This is a genomic window from Serratia quinivorans (assembly GCF_946227985.1).
GTDB classification, from domain to species: Bacteria; Pseudomonadota; Gammaproteobacteria; order Enterobacterales; family Enterobacteriaceae; genus Serratia; species Serratia quinivorans_A.
In genome coordinates, this window is record NZ_CAMKGL010000004.1 from 278,506 (window position 1) to 294,337 (window position 15,832).

Annotated in this window: 14 protein-coding genes; 9 read left to right on the plus strand and 5 right to left on the minus strand. The window is 57.6% G+C overall.

What is annotated here, in order from left to right; genetic code table 11:
- The first annotated feature begins 451 nt into the window (after positions 1 to 451).
- The 4 genes from OCH02_RS14375 to OCH02_RS14390 all read left to right on the plus strand — a co-directional run bounded on the left by OCH02_RS14375 (position 452) and on the right by OCH02_RS14390 (position 4,434).
- Positions 452 to 1,099: a LuxR C-terminal-related transcriptional regulator gene (locus tag OCH02_RS14375; RefSeq protein ID WP_261431799.1), complete on the plus strand. Its 648-nt coding sequence runs from the start codon at positions 452 to 454 to the stop codon at positions 1,097 to 1,099.
- A gap of 140 nt (positions 1,100 to 1,239) precedes the next feature.
- Positions 1,240 to 2,412 carry an MFS transporter gene (locus OCH02_RS14380; RefSeq protein WP_261431800.1) on the plus strand — a complete coding sequence of 391 codons (1,173 nt, stop codon included), beginning with the start codon at positions 1,240 to 1,242 and terminating at the stop codon, positions 2,410 to 2,412.
- 13 nt (positions 2,413 to 2,425) lie between these two features.
- The gene (locus OCH02_RS14385) at positions 2,426 to 3,538 is read left to right on the plus strand and encodes a class II histone deacetylase (RefSeq protein ID WP_261431801.1); all 1,113 of its coding nucleotides are present in this window, start codon (positions 2,426 to 2,428) and stop codon (positions 3,536 to 3,538) included.
- An 89-nt stretch (positions 3,539 to 3,627) separates the two neighbouring features.
- Positions 3,628 to 4,434 (plus strand): lysophospholipase, encoded by an 807-nt coding sequence (locus OCH02_RS14390; RefSeq protein ID WP_261431802.1) that lies wholly within the window; start codon positions 3,628 to 3,630, stop codon positions 4,432 to 4,434.
- A gap of 39 nt (positions 4,435 to 4,473) precedes the next feature.
- Here the strand turns inward: OCH02_RS14390 and OCH02_RS14395 are convergent, their stop codons facing one another.
- The 3 genes from OCH02_RS14395 to OCH02_RS14405 all read right to left on the minus strand — a co-directional run bounded on the left by OCH02_RS14395 (position 4,474) and on the right by OCH02_RS14405 (position 7,021).
- Positions 4,474 to 4,839 (minus strand): cupin domain-containing protein, encoded by a 366-nt coding sequence (locus tag OCH02_RS14395; protein ID WP_135314989.1) that lies wholly within the window; start codon positions 4,837 to 4,839, stop codon positions 4,474 to 4,476.
- A 21-nt stretch (positions 4,840 to 4,860) separates the two neighbouring features.
- On the minus strand, positions 4,861 to 6,162 hold the full coding sequence (locus tag OCH02_RS14400; protein ID WP_026142182.1) for an NAD(P)/FAD-dependent oxidoreductase: 1,302 nt from the start codon (positions 6,160 to 6,162) through the stop codon (positions 4,861 to 4,863).
- A 100-nt stretch (positions 6,163 to 6,262) separates the two neighbouring features.
- Positions 6,263 to 7,021 carry a helix-turn-helix transcriptional regulator gene (locus OCH02_RS14405; RefSeq protein WP_261431803.1) on the minus strand — a complete coding sequence of 253 codons (759 nt, stop codon included), beginning with the start codon at positions 7,019 to 7,021 and terminating at the stop codon, positions 6,263 to 6,265.
- Positions 7,022 to 7,286: 265 nt separating this feature from the next.
- Between OCH02_RS14405 and OCH02_RS14410 the strand changes: the two genes are divergently transcribed.
- The gene (locus OCH02_RS14410) at positions 7,287 to 8,414 is read left to right on the plus strand and encodes an iron-containing alcohol dehydrogenase (RefSeq protein WP_261431804.1); all 1,128 of its coding nucleotides are present in this window, start codon (positions 7,287 to 7,289) and stop codon (positions 8,412 to 8,414) included.
- Positions 8,415 to 8,699: 285 nt separating this feature from the next.
- Here OCH02_RS14410 and OCH02_RS14415 read toward each other — a convergent pair whose 3' ends face one another.
- Complete coding sequence (locus OCH02_RS14415; protein WP_261431805.1) at positions 8,700 to 9,269, minus strand: GNAT family N-acetyltransferase; 570 nt, start codon at positions 9,267 to 9,269, stop codon at positions 8,700 to 8,702.
- 113 nt (positions 9,270 to 9,382) lie between these two features.
- Complete coding sequence (locus OCH02_RS14420; RefSeq protein ID WP_261431806.1) at positions 9,383 to 10,312, minus strand: LysR family transcriptional regulator; 930 nt, start codon at positions 10,310 to 10,312, stop codon at positions 9,383 to 9,385.
- A gap of 131 nt (positions 10,313 to 10,443) precedes the next feature.
- Between OCH02_RS14420 and OCH02_RS14425 the strand changes: the two genes are divergently transcribed.
- The 4 genes from OCH02_RS14425 to OCH02_RS14440 are packed head-to-tail and all read left to right on the plus strand — an operon-like array spanning position 10,444 to position 15,788.
- Positions 10,444 to 11,784 (plus strand): aspartate aminotransferase family protein, encoded by a 1,341-nt coding sequence (locus OCH02_RS14425; protein WP_261431807.1) that lies wholly within the window; start codon positions 10,444 to 10,446, stop codon positions 11,782 to 11,784.
- Positions 11,785 to 11,799: 15 nt separating this feature from the next.
- Positions 11,800 to 13,308: a CoA-acylating methylmalonate-semialdehyde dehydrogenase gene (locus OCH02_RS14430; RefSeq protein WP_261431808.1), complete on the plus strand. Its 1,509-nt coding sequence runs from the start codon at positions 11,800 to 11,802 to the stop codon at positions 13,306 to 13,308.
- A 3-nt stretch (positions 13,309 to 13,311) separates the two neighbouring features.
- Positions 13,312 to 14,676: an APC family permease gene (locus tag OCH02_RS14435; RefSeq protein WP_261431809.1), complete on the plus strand. Its 1,365-nt coding sequence runs from the start codon at positions 13,312 to 13,314 to the stop codon at positions 14,674 to 14,676.
- Positions 14,677 to 14,678: 2 nt separating this feature from the next.
- A complete protein-coding gene (locus OCH02_RS14440; protein WP_261431810.1) occupies positions 14,679 to 15,788 on the plus strand; it encodes a P1 family peptidase in 1,110 nt (369 codons plus the stop codon).
- The last annotated feature ends 44 nt before the right edge of the window (positions 15,789 to 15,832 follow it).

The window sequence follows — 15,832 nt, forward strand, 5'->3', positions numbered from 1 at the left end:
TGAAATCTGAGGCCGAGCCATAGCTTTTTCGTCTTACCCTGGTCGCCCGGCCAGCCGTTATGGTTTTAACCGGTTCGAAGCGGTGTTCACGTGGTGAATAAGAGAGGTTGCGTTTGTCTATCGTTCTTAGGAACGAGACGCCGATGGCGGCTAAACGGGGGCGATAAAAGGACGATTCGTGGCGGGGACGTCACTCTACATGGGAAATCGCTGTAAATTCAGCGGGAAGGACACAGCGAACTCGTTAATATATTAATGAAATATTGCCCCCCAAGGACCGTCAGGGTCTTCAACCACCGGCCGCCACCTTGTTATTTATGTATTTTATTGCAATCCCGCTCACGTTGTTAATATGTTTTGATTGTGTTGCTAAATTGCTACAACTATGCTTGTATCGTTCATATATTGACCGAACATTCCAGAGCGAACGGGTAAAGGGAGGAAATGAATCATGCACACCACACCATCCGATGCCTTTATCACGAGCTGCCTGAACACCATTGCGCACCTGATCCCGGTGTCCGCCGGAGTATTTTATTTGGTGAACTCGGATCTGCGGCCAGACCATTATATTTTGCATGGCATTTCCGATAAAACCCATCAGCAGTATTTGAACCATTTCCAGCAGATTGATCCGCTTAAGCCGGCCAACTTCCACCAGCAGGATATCAATATGGTCGGTATGAGCCCGGCGGCGATCAACAATAACCGTCATTATTATCATGACTTTATGCTGCCCAATAATATGCGCGATATGACAGAGATATTTATCCGCCAGCGTAAGCGTATTGTCGCCGGGGTGTCTTTGATTCGCGATACGCCGTTTACCGAACTTGAACGCGGTCGTCTGCGGGCGGTGTTGCCGCTGATTGAACTGGCGACCCGCGATCTGTTGCCCGAGGGCGAGGCCCAATTGCTGACCGCCAAGGAGCAAGAGATCGTCAATATGGTGCGCGAAGGGGCCAGTAATAAACGCATAGCGCTGAAATTGGGTATTTCCCTGTCCACGGTAAAAACCCATATGCGTAATATTTTTGCCAAAACCGAAGTCGTCAATCGCACCGAATTGGTCGCCAGCAGCTTTATTGCACACGGTTGATAAACTAAGCCATAGCAATGGCTTATGACCGATAAATTAAACGCGTTAATTATTCGCCATTAATGGCGCGGCTCCCGCCTGCCCAAAACAGGGTGCCGCGGATATATCTGACCCAGACTTGCCCGGTGGAGATAATTTCTATGTCCAGTGATTCTGTTTCCGTACCCGCAGCCGGGGCGGCTCTCCCCTGCCCGCCGCGGCTGCTGACCGCCATTATTATCTTTGCCGCCATTGCGCCGGGCATCCTGATGACCGCACCGGCGGTGGCGGCACAACTGGCCAGCCAGTGGCAGCTGACCCCGGCGCAAGTCGGCCACCTGTTTTCGACCGAACTGGGGGCGATGAGCCTGGCCACGCTGCCCGCCTGGTGGTGGATTGGCCGCGTTAACTGGCGTCGGGTGGCAGCGCTGGCGGCAGGGGTGTTTATCACCGGTAACCTGGCATCGGCACTGGTCGGTGATTTCAGCCTGCTGCTGGGGTTGCGCTTTGTCGCTTCGCTGGCAGGCGGCACCTTGATGATCCTGTGCATCACCTGCGCCGCCGGCACCGCCAACCCCAGCCGGGTCTATGCCCTGTGGGTGCTGGGCCAACTGGTGCTGGGAACGCTCGGGCTGCTGGTCCTGCCTGCGTTATTTGCCCATTTTGGCCTGATGGCGGTCTATCTGATCCTGGCGGCTATCATGCTGTGCTGCCTGCCCCTGATCGCTGCCTTCCCCACTGGGTTTCACCCGGTGCAATCCGCCGCCCATCGCGCCGCAATCCCCTGGCTGCGTAAACTCTTCGCCGTGCTGGCGGTTCTGACTTTTTACATCAGCCTGAGCGCGGTCTGGACCTTTATTGGCAGCATCGCCGCTGCCGCTGGTCTTTCGCCGGTCCATAGCGGACAGATACTGGCCGCAGCCACGCTGTTCGGCATCGCCGGTGCCGGGGGTGCGGCGTTAATCCGCGGGCGACACGCGGGTAATCGGCTGATTTGGCTGAGCTATGGCTTGTTAATCACCGGTATCGCGCTGCTGACTCGTGAGCCACTGCTGCTGCGCTTTGCGGTGGCCGCCGTATTGTTCAAGTTCACCTGGACCTTTGTACTGCCGTTTATTCTGGCTCGCGTCGCCGGACTGGATAACAACGGCAAATTGATGAACAACATCAATCTGGTGATTGGCGGGGGTATGGCGATGGGCCCGACGCTGGCCGGTTACCTGATTGAATCTTTCGGCGGTTTCGACGCACTGCTGGCCGGGGCGCTGGGCTGCTCACTGCTGTCGTTGCTGTTGATTTTGTTGGCTTCACCGCGCGCACGCCGCGCCGTTTAACAGGAGTAATAAGGTGAAAAGAAAAACCGGTTTCTTGTTTGATGAACGCTGCTTCTGGCATAGCACCGGCCTGCACGCCACCACACTGCCGGTCGGCGGCTGGGTGCAACCGCCTTCGGGGGCCGGCCATGCCGAGTCGCCGGAGACCAAACGGCGGATGAAGAACCTGATGGACGTGTCCGGCCTGTCGCGCCAGCTCACACTGCTAAGCGCCGAGCTGGCGACCGATGAAGACCTGCTGCGCATTCACCCCGCCGACTATCTGCAACGTTTCAAACAGTTAAGCGACAACGGCGGCGGCATGCTGGGAGAGGAAGCCCCGCTGGGGCCGGGCAGTTATGAAATCGCCAAACTGTCCGCCGGGCTGGCCTGCGCCGCCGTCGAAGCGGTATTGCAGGGAGAACTGGAAAACGCCTATGCGCTGTCGCGCCCACCCGGCCACCACTGCCTGCCGGACCAGTCGATGGGCTTTTGCTTTTTGGCCAATATTCCGATCGCCATCGAACGTGCCAAGGCCAAATACGGTCTGGGCAAAGTCGCGGTGCTCGACTGGGACGTGCATCACGGCAATGGCACCCAGCATATCTACTGGCAGCGGGATGACGTGCTGACGCTGTCGCTGCATCAGGACGGCTGCTTCCCCGCCGGGTACTCCGGTGAACAAGACCGGGGTGCCGGAGCGGGTGAAGGCTATAACATCAATATTCCCCTGTTGGCCGGTGCCGGTGACGACGGCTACCTGCATGCCATGCGCCAAATCGTCATCCCGGCGCTGGAGCAATTCCAACCGGAACTGATCATTGTCGCCTGCGGCTACGATGCCAACGCGCTCGATCCGCTGGCGCGCATGCAGTTGCACAGCGACAGTTTCCGCAGCATGACGGCTTTGGTGCAGGACGCCGCCGATCGTCTGTGCAATGGCAAACTGGTGATGGTGCACGAAGGGGGATACGCCGAATCCTACGTGCCGTTCTGCGGCCTGGCGGTGATGGAGCAGCTCAGCGGCATCCGTACCGAAGTGCAGGATCCGCTGCTGGCCTTTATCCAGCAACAGCAGCCACGCGAGGCCTTTAATCAGTTCCAGCGTCAGGCTATCGACCGGCTGGCACAACAGTTCAAACTGTAATTTCGCTTCGGGGCACAGCACGTTGTGCCCCTTGGCAATTCTGGCTTTGCCGCTACGCTGAATATGACCCTTCCGATGAGAACCATAATATGTCTGAACAAAAAATCAGCTTTATCAAAGGCAACCAGGGCGATATTGCAGTGCATGACTGGGGCCATGACCAGCCGCGCTTTCTGGCGCTATTGGTGCACGGTTACGGCGAACATCTTGGCCGCTATCAGTACGTGGCGCGAGCATTAGAGGCACAGGGCGCACGGGTATTCGGCCCCGACCATCTCGGCCATGGGTTGTCACAGGGCGAACGCGTATTGATTGAAGATTATGATGCTGTAGTCGACGACGTTCACCACGTAGTTGAGCATTTTAAGTCATTGCACCCTGATCTGCCGCTGGTGGTCATCGGCCACTCCATGGGCGGGATGATTGCCACCCGTTACGTTCAGCGTTATGGCGATAACCTGCGTGCGCTGGTGCTGTCCGGCCCGTTGATCGGCGAAAGAACCCAGATCTCCGATCTGCTTGAATTGCCGAAGATCCCCGACGAGCCGCTCGATACCGCCACCCTGTCGCGCGATCCGGCGGTCGGCATTGCCTATCAGGCCGATCCGCTGGTGTGGCATGGGCCGTTCAAACGCCTGACGCTGCGGGCGATGCAGCAGATGCTGGCCAAAATCAACGCCGGTCCGGGTTTCGGCACGCTGCCCACGCTGTGGATACACGGCGATGACGACCGGCTGGTGCTAATGGCGCAATCGCAAACCGCCATTAACCTGCTGAAGGGCAACGATTTTGAAGTCATGATCAATCCGGGCGGGCGGCATGAAAGCTTTAACGAGACCAACAAGGATCAGATATTGCGGCGGATCGGCGATTTTATTGAACGGGTGCTGGGGTAGCGGATCCCCTCTCCAACGAAGAGAGGGGAAAGTTCGAGATTAGCCTTCGACAATCGCCAGATAGTGTTTCACAAAGCGATCGGAGGTGATCTCCCAGCGCACCGGGGTTCCCTTCTCGACAAACCACGAGTCACCGGCCTGATACTGCACGGATTGGCCGGTGTTCTCATCGGTCAGGGTCGCGGTGCCTTCCCACACCGTGGCATGCTCGGCAAACGGATACTCCATCACGAAGGTGCCACGGGTGCAGCTAAAGATACCGCAGCTCAGGTTGTCGGTCGGCTCCCCAAAAATGCCCGCCACGCCGACGTTCGGTTCACCGGCGATCACGGTGGCGCCCAGGTTGCTGACGCTGCCAATGTCCAGCAGTTCAGGCAGCGGTTGTTTAAGCAGTAATGGTTTCATTTCTCTCTCCTGTGATAACAATTAACGGCGGCCTTTCCAGTAGCCGGAAGTCTGGTGCCACACCTTGCCGGCGGTGGTCATCACCCGCCGCAGTTTGTCCTTGCCGAAGATATTGACGTGTGGGATCGAGCTCATCAGATCGTAGCGATCGGATCCTTCACTCATGCCCTCCGCCAACACCTTGCAAACGATATGGCTCGGGGTCACGCCAAAGCCGGAATAACCCTGCACGTAGAACACGTTGTCGTGCTGCGGCAAGGTCCCGATCTGCGGGAACAGGTTGGCGCTGCAGCACAGCGGCCCGCCCCAGGCCAGATCAATTTTGACGTCGTGCAAATAGGGGAACACCTTCAGCATCAGGTTGCGGTTCCAGGCTTTGAGATCCGCCGGAATGTATTCGATCAATCGGGTAGCGCTACCGAACAGCAGGCGGTTTTCGTTGGTCACCCGGTAATAGTCGATCACCGGACGGATGTCACTGTAGGCCCCGCGAATCGGGCTGATCTGGCGGATCAGCTCGTCAGAAAGCGGTTCGGTCGCCAGTTGGAAAGCATAGGTATTGATGGTTTTGTTGTAGATGAACGGCTCCATGCCGTTGAGAAAACCGTTGCATGCCCACAGCATTTTGTTGGCACGCACTGACCCCATGGCGGTACGCACCTTTATGCGCGGGCCATACTCCACGTCAATCACACTGCTGTTTTCGAAGATCTTCACGCCGTAGCCGCTCAGCGCCTGGGCCTCACCCAGTAGCAGATTGAGCGAATGCACGTGGCCGCCGCCCATGTGTTTCAATGCGCAGGTGTAGGCGTCCGATCCCACCACCTGCTTTACCTCAGCGCCGGTATAGAGCTCGATCTCTTCATTCGGCGAAACCGCCTTGAACTCCTTCAGCCAACTGCGCAGGGTTTTCTCCTGGCGGGCATTGCTGCCGAGGTAGCCGTAGCCAAAGCAGAAATCGGCATCGATTTGGTATTTTTTGATGCGTTCGCGAATGATCCCGGCGCCGAGATTGCTGATTTTGAAGATGGTTTCCAACCCCGCCGGGCCGACGTGACGTTTGATCTTCTCCAGATCGTGGCCGATGCCGGCCATCACCTGCCCGCCGTTGCGTCCGGTGCCGCCGTAACCCAAATGGCGGCCTTCCAGAATAGCGATATTGGTGATACCCCGTTCCGCCAGCTCCAGCGCGGTATTGATGCCGGAGAAGCCACCGCCGATGATCACCACGTCAACGTCCAGATCCTCTTCCAGCGTCGGGAAGCGCAGATCGTACTTTTTGGTTGCCGCGTAATAGGTTAAGGATTCGATATTATTATTCACTGCCGCACTCCCGATGACCCTGCTCTGTCATCGGATTATCAGCAGGCGGCGTTGTCGTCGCCATGTCCCCTTAGGGACATTCGCAACAAATAATTAACACTCAGGCGCTGCGACGCAGCGGCGTGGCCAGCAGCAGGCTGAACAGTTCGGCCTGCGAACCAATATCCAGCTTGCTGTAGATGTTTTTGCGGTGGTTTTTCACCGTACCCAGACTGATAAACAGCCGGTCGGCGATCTGCTGCGAACCGCAGCCGTCGAGGATCAGATCCACAATCTCACGCTCGCGTGGCGTCAGCAGATAGCGTGCCTGTACGGCGCTGTCCGTCACCCTGCCAGGCGTGGCGGGTGCAACCCGCACTTCGCCATGCAGGCGAGCGACGCTTTTCAGCAGCATTAACGCATCACGCAGGTCTGCCAGCTGCGGGGAACGAACGCCCACCGACTGGCGCGCCGAGCCGAAAAATACCCCCAGCCCGCGCTCCGGCGTCAGGGGCAGCAGCACGCCGGCTTCATCATGCCAGCCGGTCTTGCGATAAAAATTACGGTAATAATCCGTATGGTAGAAGCCGCAGGGGGCCAGTTGGCGCAGGGTCAATACCTCGCCGCCTCCAGCGCCGTTCAGCGCCTGATAAAACGGATCCTGCAGGTAAGCGCCCTGCTGGTAGAGCTGATTGACCGCGTCACTGTTTTCCTGCTCGGTTTTTATCAGGCAGCATGGTGCCTGGCCGCGTTCAAAGGCATACACTATGGCGTTATCAAAGGCGAAGAAACCTTCCAGCCAGGCCAACAGGCTGGGATAGAAGCGCGGGGTCGCCACCGCGTCGATCACCGCTGATAATCTTTCGACCTGAATATTCATCTTCGCCTCGCCATCATTAATAAATTAACAATCACTTTGTTTCGGCTGCACCCTGGCCTGCTTGTTATAGAAAACACTCAATAGCGCCAAATGCAACAGCGCAATTGTTTACATGTTAAACAAATCACACCTTCGCCCGGTAATTGCCGTCTGGCTCAGAGACTTAGGGTTAATATATTAACGGAATGCCTTTCAGGCGGTGAAAGCAGTGGTTCAGCCGCAGAGGCTGGATTATGCTGGGGTTTTCGCGCGCCAAGGAGCGACCATGACTACCAGCCTGACGATAGCCAACCGCCATACCTGGTTCGGCCACGGCAGTATCAGCCAACTGATCCCGCTACTGACCGCTAAACCGCAGCCGACGCTGCTGTTTAGCTGTCGTTCATTCCTCAATGGCGCGGTGTACTCTTCTCTGGCCGATGCGCTAACGCCGCTGCTGATCGGCACCGAGGTCGTCAGTCACGAGGCGTCACCGCAGGAGATAGACGCCTGGGTGGCACGCTGGCGCGGCAAGGCCCAGCGTGTCGTCGCCATCGGCGGTGGCAGCGTGCTGGATGCCGCCAAGGCGTTCGCCGCCCTGGTGGAACACCCGCTGCCCACCCTGCGCTATATGGAAAAGATCGGCGACACCAAAATCAGCGGCGCCACGCTGCCGCTGATCGCCATTCCGACCACTGCCGGTACCGGCAGCGAAGTCACGCAAAATGCGGTGATCACCGACACTCAATTGAGCAAGGTAAAAGCCTCGCTGCGCCATAACAACTTTGTGCCACATACCGCCATTCTGGACCCGCAACTGCTGGAGGGTGCGCCGGACAAGGTGCTGGCTTACTGCGCCATCGACGCCTTCACCCATTTGTTCGAAGCCTATTTGTCCAAAACCGCCAACGCCATGACGCACGAAATGTCGCTGACCGGCATTCGCCATTTCCTGCAGGCCTGGCCGACGCTCAACCGCAGTGCCCAGGCGCGTGAACACATTATGCAGGCCTCATACCTTGGCGGGCTGACGCTGAGCGCCGCCGGGCTGGGAGTGATCCACGGTATTGCCGGCGAGGTAGGCGCCTTGCGCGATTATCACCACGGCCAGGTTTGTGGCCGCCTGCTGTTGCCGTTCCTCGAGCTGCTGGCGCAAAGCGAACAACCGCAGCAACGAGCACTGATGGCCGAACTTGCCGCCCGCCTGTTCCCCGACCAACAGGACAGCCCTGAGCGCTATCTGATCGACTTTATTACCCGCAACGCCATCGCCAGTTTCTGGCAGGACGACCTGCCGATTACCGCCGATGAACTGGCAGTGACGCTGGCAAAATCCAACAGCAAAAACTCACTGATCGACTACAGCGCGCCGCAGCGGCAGCTAATGATCGAAGGCGCTTTCCGCGTCGAATGATTATATAATTAGATCAAAGTAATAGCGGGAGATGGGAAATGGGTATCGTCAGTTGGATTTTCACCGGCATCGCCATTGGCATCCTGGTCGGCGTGCTGATCAAGATTTTTGGCAAGAAGAAAGACCAGTAAACTGCCTTTCAAAGGCGAGTCGCACCGAATGCCTGCTCGAAAATACCCTCTTTACGCAACAGGTAACGACGGTATATTTCCAGTTCGAGCAGGCAACGCCCCCCTGAAAAGTCCGTGCTTCAAATAAACCCACGACGGGTGCTGCTCACCAATATTACTCCTGCTCGCTCACCGGAAAAACATACGAATTCAGTACATGATCCTGCCATTTTCCGTTAATTTTCAGATAAGACCGCGCAAAGCCTTCTTGTACAAAACCCAGTTTCGCCAGCGTATTTTTGCTGCGCTGATTATCCGCCAGATGATTGGCCATAATACGGTGTAAGCCATACTGCTGATGGACATAATCGAGGGCCGCTGCCAACACTTCAGACATCAATCCTCGTCCTTCATGTTGTTGATCCAGAGAGAATCCGAGATAGCCTGCCTGAAAAACCCCGTAGACAAAGTTGGTAAAATTGACACTTCCTGCAATTTCATCCGAATCCTTTAATGAGAAAACCAACAGCAGGCATTTCTTATCCTGATAATCAGGCCAGGATGCGGCAATGCGCTGGCTGATACTGGCGTGGGAATAATAGTCCTCAGTACGTAGTGGCTCAAAAGGCGCAAATTTCTGTTTATTGCTCTGCAAGAAGGTCTGCATCGCCGGGACGAAATACTCCGTCAAACAATAGACGTCAGTTCTGTCGGTAGAGAAGAGCTTTACTTTTCCCGTGTTCATTTTCATGTCCCTGTGTCACTCAGTTAACCGGTTGTATTTCAATCGCCTGCGAGGAGGTTATACCATGGTTTTCGTGGGCTTTTGGCAGGGCATAAACCCTACCGCATGATTGATCACGCTGTTCCATGGGTCGCCAGCAGGCATTCGTGGAACAGCTTGACCACCCGCTGTGGGCTGGGTGAACGCCGCAGCACGCTGGAATACTCGCAATGGTAACGAAACAGCGCCGGTTTGATCGCTCGCATCATATTTTGCGCGACAAAAAACGCCGCATAGTGGTCGGGCAGGAAACCCACATACTTGCCGGAGAGGATTAAGGTGGCGATAGACTCCTGGGCAAAACCCGTCGCCTTGCGCTGCAAATGCTGCTGCAGACTCAGCGCCATATTCGGCGAATGGTAGCCTAATCCAGCAAAGGCATAATTGTGCAACAGATCCCAATTCAGCCCGTCGTGATTAACGGAAAATAATTCATGCTGCGCGCCGCAATATAAGAACATCCTCTCACTAAATAAGGAACTATAAGATAAACTTTCCGCACTTCGGTGCATGGGAATAATGCCAATCTGAAATTGACCGTCAATAACGCCACGCTCAATGGTATTTATTGGCTCCACATACATTTGCAAAGACACTTCCGGCGCCTGCTCGCTAAATAAGGCAATCGCCCGGCCAATATGCGCCTGTGGGTTGCTGACGGTATGGTCAAATATCGCCACGTGCAGTTGCCCGCCCAGGCGCTGGTGTACGTCATCCACCCCTCGGCGAAAAGCCTCGGTTGCCGCCAGCAGGTTAATGGTTTCCTGGTAAATCAGCAGCCCTTCGTCAGTGACCGCAAACCCCTCGCGCCCGCGGTGGCACAGCGTCAGCCCCAGCCGTTGCTCCAGATCCTTAATGTGTTTGCTGATGGTCGACAGGCTGATATTGAGCTCCAGTTCGGCGGCGCTCATGCCACCGCAGTCGACCACCACCTTAAACACCCGTAGCAAGCGCAGATCCATATCCGACAACTGCCCTAAAATCGCACGCTTTTTTACTTGCATAAAACCTTAAGTAAGTTTCGATATTTGATTATTCACATTAGTGAAGAAGCGGAACATAGTCAATTTGAAGCAACAATTCATTAACACGTCAGATTATTAACCCCTACCTATTCTCCCCCCCGGAGGGAAAAATGGCTGATTTAAATCACCCTGAAAATAAACCCGAACCTGAATGGTTAGAAGCCCATTGGATGCCCTTTACCGGCAACCGTAATTTTAAAGCCAACCCACGAATGATCAGCCACGCGGAAGGCGTTTATTATACCAGCCAGGACGGCCGCAAAATTTTTGACGGTTTATCCGGACTGTGGTGCTGCGGCTTGGGCCATGGCCACACGGAAATTGCCGAGGCGGCCTACCGACAGCTTTCCCGACTGGATTATTCTCCGGCGTTTCAGTTTGGCCATGCATTATCTTTCGAACTGGCCAACAAGATTAAAGCCATGACGCCTGCCGGGCTGGACTATGTGTTTTTCACCGGCTCCGGCTCTGAAGCGGCGGACACCTCGTTAAAAATGGCACGCGCCTACTGGCGAGCCAAAGGTCAGGCAGGCAAAACCTGCTTTATCGGCCGCGAAAAGGGTTACCACGGCGTTAACTTCGGTGGCATTGCGGTGGGCGGCATCGCCGGGAACCGGAAAGCCTTTGGCGCCAGCGCCGAAGCGGACCATCTGCCGCATACCCTGCTGGCGGGTAACGCCTTTTCACGCGGCATGCCCGAACAGGGGGCCGAACTGGCAGAAGAGCTGAACAGGATCATCGCGCTGCGTGACGCCTCAACCATCGCTGCGGTGATTATTGAACCGTTCTCCGGTTCCGCCGGGGTGATTGTGCCACCGGTCGGTTATCTGCAACGCATCTGCGAGATCTGCACTCAACACAATATCCTGCTGATTTTTGACGAAGTGATCACCGCCTTCGGTCGCTGCGGTGCCCTGAGCGGGGCCGAAGCCTTTGGCGTCACGCCGGACATCATGAATATCGCCAAACAGGTCACTAACGGCGCCCAGCCGATGGGCGCGGTGGTGGTACGGCCAGAGATTTACCAGGCCTTTATGACCCCCGATGAACCCGAGTATTTGCTTGAGTTCCCGCACGGCTACACCTATTCCGCCCACCCGGTCAGCTGTGCGGTAGGGCTGGCGACGCTGGATATCATTGAACGCGAGCAGATGATTGAACGGGTGCAGGCACTGGCACCCTATTTCGAGCAGGCGGTGCATAGTTTACAGGGTTGCCGTCACGTCACCGACATTCGCAACTTTGGTCTGGCAGCCGGCATCACGCTGGCGGCACTACCGGGGGAAGCGGCCCGCAGGCCGTATGAGGTGGCGATGCGCTGCTGGGAAAAAGGATTCTATGTCCGCTACGGCGGCGACACCCTGCAGCTGGCACCGCCGTTTATCAGCAGCGAGGCGCAGATCGATTCGTTAATCAACGCCCTGGGCGACGCCATCAACGCAACCGAATAATCAGGAGCGAATGCCATGCCTATTGTACATTGGATCAACGGTCAGTCCGCCATCGGCGGCAGCCGCAGCCAGCCGGTATTCGATCCGGCGACCGGGCAGTCACAGCAGGAAGTGTTGCTGGCCGACCGGGCCACGGTGGAAAGCGCCATCGATGCTGCCGAGCAGGCCTACCCGGCCTGGCGCGATACCCCACCGCTAAAGCGGGCCAGGATCATGATCCGCCTTAAAGCCCTGCTGGAGCAGCACGCCGACCACATCTGTCAGTTGATTACCGCCGAGCACGGCAAGGTACTCAGCGACGCCATGGGCGAACTGCAGCGCGGCATCGAAAATATTGAGTACGCCAGCTATGCACCTGAGTTGCTTAAAGGCGAGCACAGCAAGGATGCCGGGCCGGGTATCGACAGCTGGAGCGAATTCCAGCCGCTGGGGGTGGTGGCGGGGATCACACCGTTTAACTTCCCGGCAATGGTGCCACTGTGGATGTGGCCGATGGCGGTGGTCTGTGGCAACACTTTTGTGCTGAAACCCTCAGAGCGCGTGCCGTCCTCCACGCTGTATATCGCCCAACTGGCGTCAGAGGCCGGGCTACCGCCGGGCGTGCTGAATCTGGTCAATGGCGACCGCGAGGCGGTAGAAACCCTGCTGCACGACCCACGCGTTAAAGCGGTGAGCTTTGTCGGGTCGACGCCGGTAGCGGAGCATATTTATCACACCGGCTGCGGCCAAAACAAACGAGTGCAGGCCTTGGGTGGGGCGAAAAATCACGCGGTAGTATTGCCGGACGCCGACATCGCCGGTTGCGTCAGCGCGCTGATGGGGGCGGCATTCGGTTCCTGCGGGCAGCGTTGTATGGCGATCCCGCTGGTGGTGGCGGTAGGTGATGACACCGCCGACGCGCTGATCGCCGGGCTACGGCAGCAAATGACCAACATGCGGGTGGGCGCAGGCAGCGACAACCGCAACGATATGGGGCCGTTGGTGACCCATCAGCATTATCAGAAGGTGAAAAGTTATATCAGCCAGGGCGTTGATGAAGGTGCCAGCCTGGTAGTCGACGGCCGCGAGCTACAGGTGCGGGACGACAGCGGACAGCTCAGTCAGGGGTATTTCCTCGGCCCGACGCTGTTTGACCATGTGCGGCCCGGCATGCGGATTTATCAGGAAGAGATCTTCGGCCCGGTGCTGGGCGTGGTGCGTGTCGGCTCGCTGAAAGAAGCGATGGCGCTGATTGATGCCCATGAATACGGCAACGGTACCTGCCTGTTCACCCGTGACGGCGAGGCGGCACGCTACTTCTCCAGCCATATTCAGGTCGGCATGGTGGGCATCAACGTCGCCCTGCCGGTCCCGGTGGCCTACCACTCCTTTGGCGGCTGGAAACGCTCGCTGTTCGGTGACCTGCACGCCTACGGCCCGGATGCGGTGCGTTTTTACACCAAACGCAAAACCATCACCCAGCGCTGGCCCTCATCCAGCGATGCCCAATATGCCAGCTTCAGTTTCCCATCCGGGCAGGGTTAAGCCATGACAGAACATAAATTCAAAGGCAATCTCAGCGTCCTCGACGTGGTGATGATTACCGCCTCCGGCGTTACGCCGGCCAGTTCGATCTTCGTCATTGCCCCACTGGCGATCGCCAGCGCCGGCAGCGGGGCCTTTATTTCGTTTCTGATCGCCGCCTTTATCGCCGCCGCCATCGCACTGTGCTACGCCGAATTGGGTGCCGCTCACCCCAGCGCCGGCGGTGAGTACAGCATTATCAAACGGCTGTTCGGTACCCTGTGCGGGTTGCAAACCTATCTGTTTATCCTCAGCGCCGCGCTGTTTGTGCCGGCGGTATTAGCCACCGGCGCGGTGCCCTATTTAAATACCGCACTGGGTACCCAATTCGACGCCTCTAGCGCCGGTATGATCACCATTTTGATCGGCGGTGCCTGCGCCATTTTCAATATCAAGGCCAACGCGCTGTTGACCGGGACTTTTCTGGTGGTTGAAGTCGCGGTGTTAGGGTTAATCGCCTGGCTGGGTTTCAGTCATCCGCACCAGAGCACGGAGATACTCACCTCACCGGTGATGCTCAATTCCGCAGGTGAACTGGCGCCGGTTTCCGTGCCGCTGATCGTCGCCATGGTCGGCGTGGCGCTGTTTTCCTATAACGGCTACGGCGCGGCGGTGTATATGGCGGAAGATATGCGTGAGCAGGGTAAACCCATGGCCACCGCTATCATGCTGACGCTGGTGATTGTGGTGCTGGTCGAGCTACTGCCCTTCACGGCCCTGTTGATCGGCGCTCCCTCTTTGGCAGAAATGGCCAAACAGGCCGACCCGGTCGGTTACGTGGTCAGTCAGCTTGGTGGGCCGACGCTGGCACGGGTGGTCAGCGGCGCGATTTATCTGTCGGTGTTCAACGCCATTATTGCCATCGTGGCGCAGTTCAGCCGGATGATGTTTTCCAGTGGGCGCGACGGTTTTTGGCTGCCGCAGGTGAACCGCGCGCTGAAAATCATCCACCCGCGCTTCGGCACGCCCTGGATCGCCACCCTGCTGTTTGGCATTCCCTCCGCGCTGCTGGCCTTTTGCTCCAACCTTGGCGACCTGACCTCCTTTACCGTGATCCTGCTGCTGTTGGTGTACATCATCATGGCCATCGCCGCGCTGATCAGCCGCCGCCGGGTGCACTTCCACCACCCGTATCTGATGCCGTTATGGCCGTTGCCGGTGGCGATCGCGCTGATCGGTTGCCTGTACGTCCTCTGGACAATTTTGATCGCCAGTAGCCTGAAAGACTTTATTATCATTGCCGGCATCTTCTGTTTTGGTCTGGTACTGAGCTACATCCGCAACCGGCAGGCCGTCCCGCTGGTTGAACCCTCAATTGAAGGAGAATAACCATGTCGCAGCGCGCTCAGGATTTGGGGATTAACATCGGCCATGGCGTTGCCGGCCCGCTGAACGCCATCACCGATGTGCCCGGCGTCCGCGTCGGTCATGCCAGCATTCACGCCGATTTGGCCGACGGCCGCAGCGTACACACCGGCGTCACGGTGATCGAGCCGCGGGCCGGACAGGCCCGGCAATCCCCCTGCTTTGCCGGGGTGCACGTACTCAACGGCAACGGCGACGCCACCGGGTTGGAGTGGATCCGTGAAGCCGGCCTGCTTACCAGCCCCATTGCCTTTACCAACACCCACAGCGTCGGCGTGGTGCGCGACAGCCTGATCGCGCTGGAGCGCGAAACGCTACCCGCCGACGATAAGGCGGTGTACTGGAATATGCCGGTGGTGATGGAAACCTTCGATGGCTTGCTCAACGATATCAACGGCTTTCACGTCAAGCCCGAGCATGTACGGCAGGCGCTGCAGGCGGCACATAACGGTTTGCCACAGGAAGGTGCGGTCGGCGGAGGCAGCGGGATGATCTGCCATGAGTTTAAGGGCGGTATCGGCACCGCATCCCGTCGTCTGCCTGCAGACCGTGGAGGTTGGACGGTCGGTGCCATCGTGCAGGCCAACCACGGCAAACGTGCGTCGCTGCTGGTTGGCGGCTATCCGGTAGGCCGCCATCTGGGGCATATTCATTCGCCATTCTCCCCGCAGCTGCCACATCCGGGCATGGGATCGATCGTTGTCACGCTGGCCACCGACGCCCCACTATTGCCACACCAATGCACGCGTTTGGCCCAACGCGCCAGCATCGGTATTGCGCGCACCGGCGGCGGTACCGAGGATTCGAGCGGCGATATCTTTATCGCCTTCGCCACCGGCAACGACGGGCTGCCGCCAGCCGACTACGCCAACAAAGGGGCCTTCACCACCCCATTGCGCATGGTGAATAACGATTACATCTCCGAGCTGTTTGCGGCGGCGGCCGAAGCGGTGGAAGAGGCAATTATCAATGCCCTGCTGGCGGCCAACACTATTTCCGGTAACGGCCATCGGGCAGAGGGGCTAAGCGCGGAGCAGTTGCTGACCGCCCTGGAACAAGCCGGCTGGCGCGCATAATCCGGCGACGCCAAAGGTAGGGGCGCTGCATGCCGCGCCCTGTA

Excerpts from the sequence above, each read along its gene's own strand:
- OCH02_RS14415 (WP_261431805.1), bottom strand. The coding sequence starts at position 9,269 with ATGAACACGGGAAAAGTAAAGCTCTTCTCTACCGACAGAACTGACGTC.
- OCH02_RS14375 (WP_261431799.1), top strand. The coding sequence starts at position 452 with ATGCACACCACACCATCCGATGCCTTTATCACGAGCTGCCTGAACACC.
- OCH02_RS14380 (WP_261431800.1), top strand. The coding sequence starts at position 1,240 with ATGTCCAGTGATTCTGTTTCCGTACCCGCAGCCGGGGCGGCTCTCCCC.
- OCH02_RS14395 (WP_135314989.1), bottom strand. The coding sequence starts at position 4,839 with ATGAAACCATTACTGCTTAAACAACCGCTGCCTGAACTGCTGGACATT.
- OCH02_RS14390 (WP_261431802.1), top strand. The coding sequence starts at position 3,628 with ATGTCTGAACAAAAAATCAGCTTTATCAAAGGCAACCAGGGCGATATT.
- OCH02_RS14410 (WP_261431804.1), top strand. The coding sequence starts at position 7,287 with ATGACTACCAGCCTGACGATAGCCAACCGCCATACCTGGTTCGGCCAC.
- OCH02_RS14435 (WP_261431809.1), top strand. The coding sequence starts at position 13,312 with ATGACAGAACATAAATTCAAAGGCAATCTCAGCGTCCTCGACGTGGTG.
- OCH02_RS14425 (WP_261431807.1), top strand. The coding sequence starts at position 10,444 with ATGGCTGATTTAAATCACCCTGAAAATAAACCCGAACCTGAATGGTTA.
- OCH02_RS14440 (WP_261431810.1), top strand. The coding sequence starts at position 14,679 with ATGTCGCAGCGCGCTCAGGATTTGGGGATTAACATCGGCCATGGCGTT.
- OCH02_RS14430 (WP_261431808.1), top strand. The coding sequence starts at position 11,800 with ATGCCTATTGTACATTGGATCAACGGTCAGTCCGCCATCGGCGGCAGC.
- OCH02_RS14420 (WP_261431806.1), bottom strand. The coding sequence starts at position 10,312 with ATGCAAGTAAAAAAGCGTGCGATTTTAGGGCAGTTGTCGGATATGGAT.
- OCH02_RS14405 (WP_261431803.1), bottom strand. The coding sequence starts at position 7,021 with ATGAATATTCAGGTCGAAAGATTATCAGCGGTGATCGACGCGGTGGCG.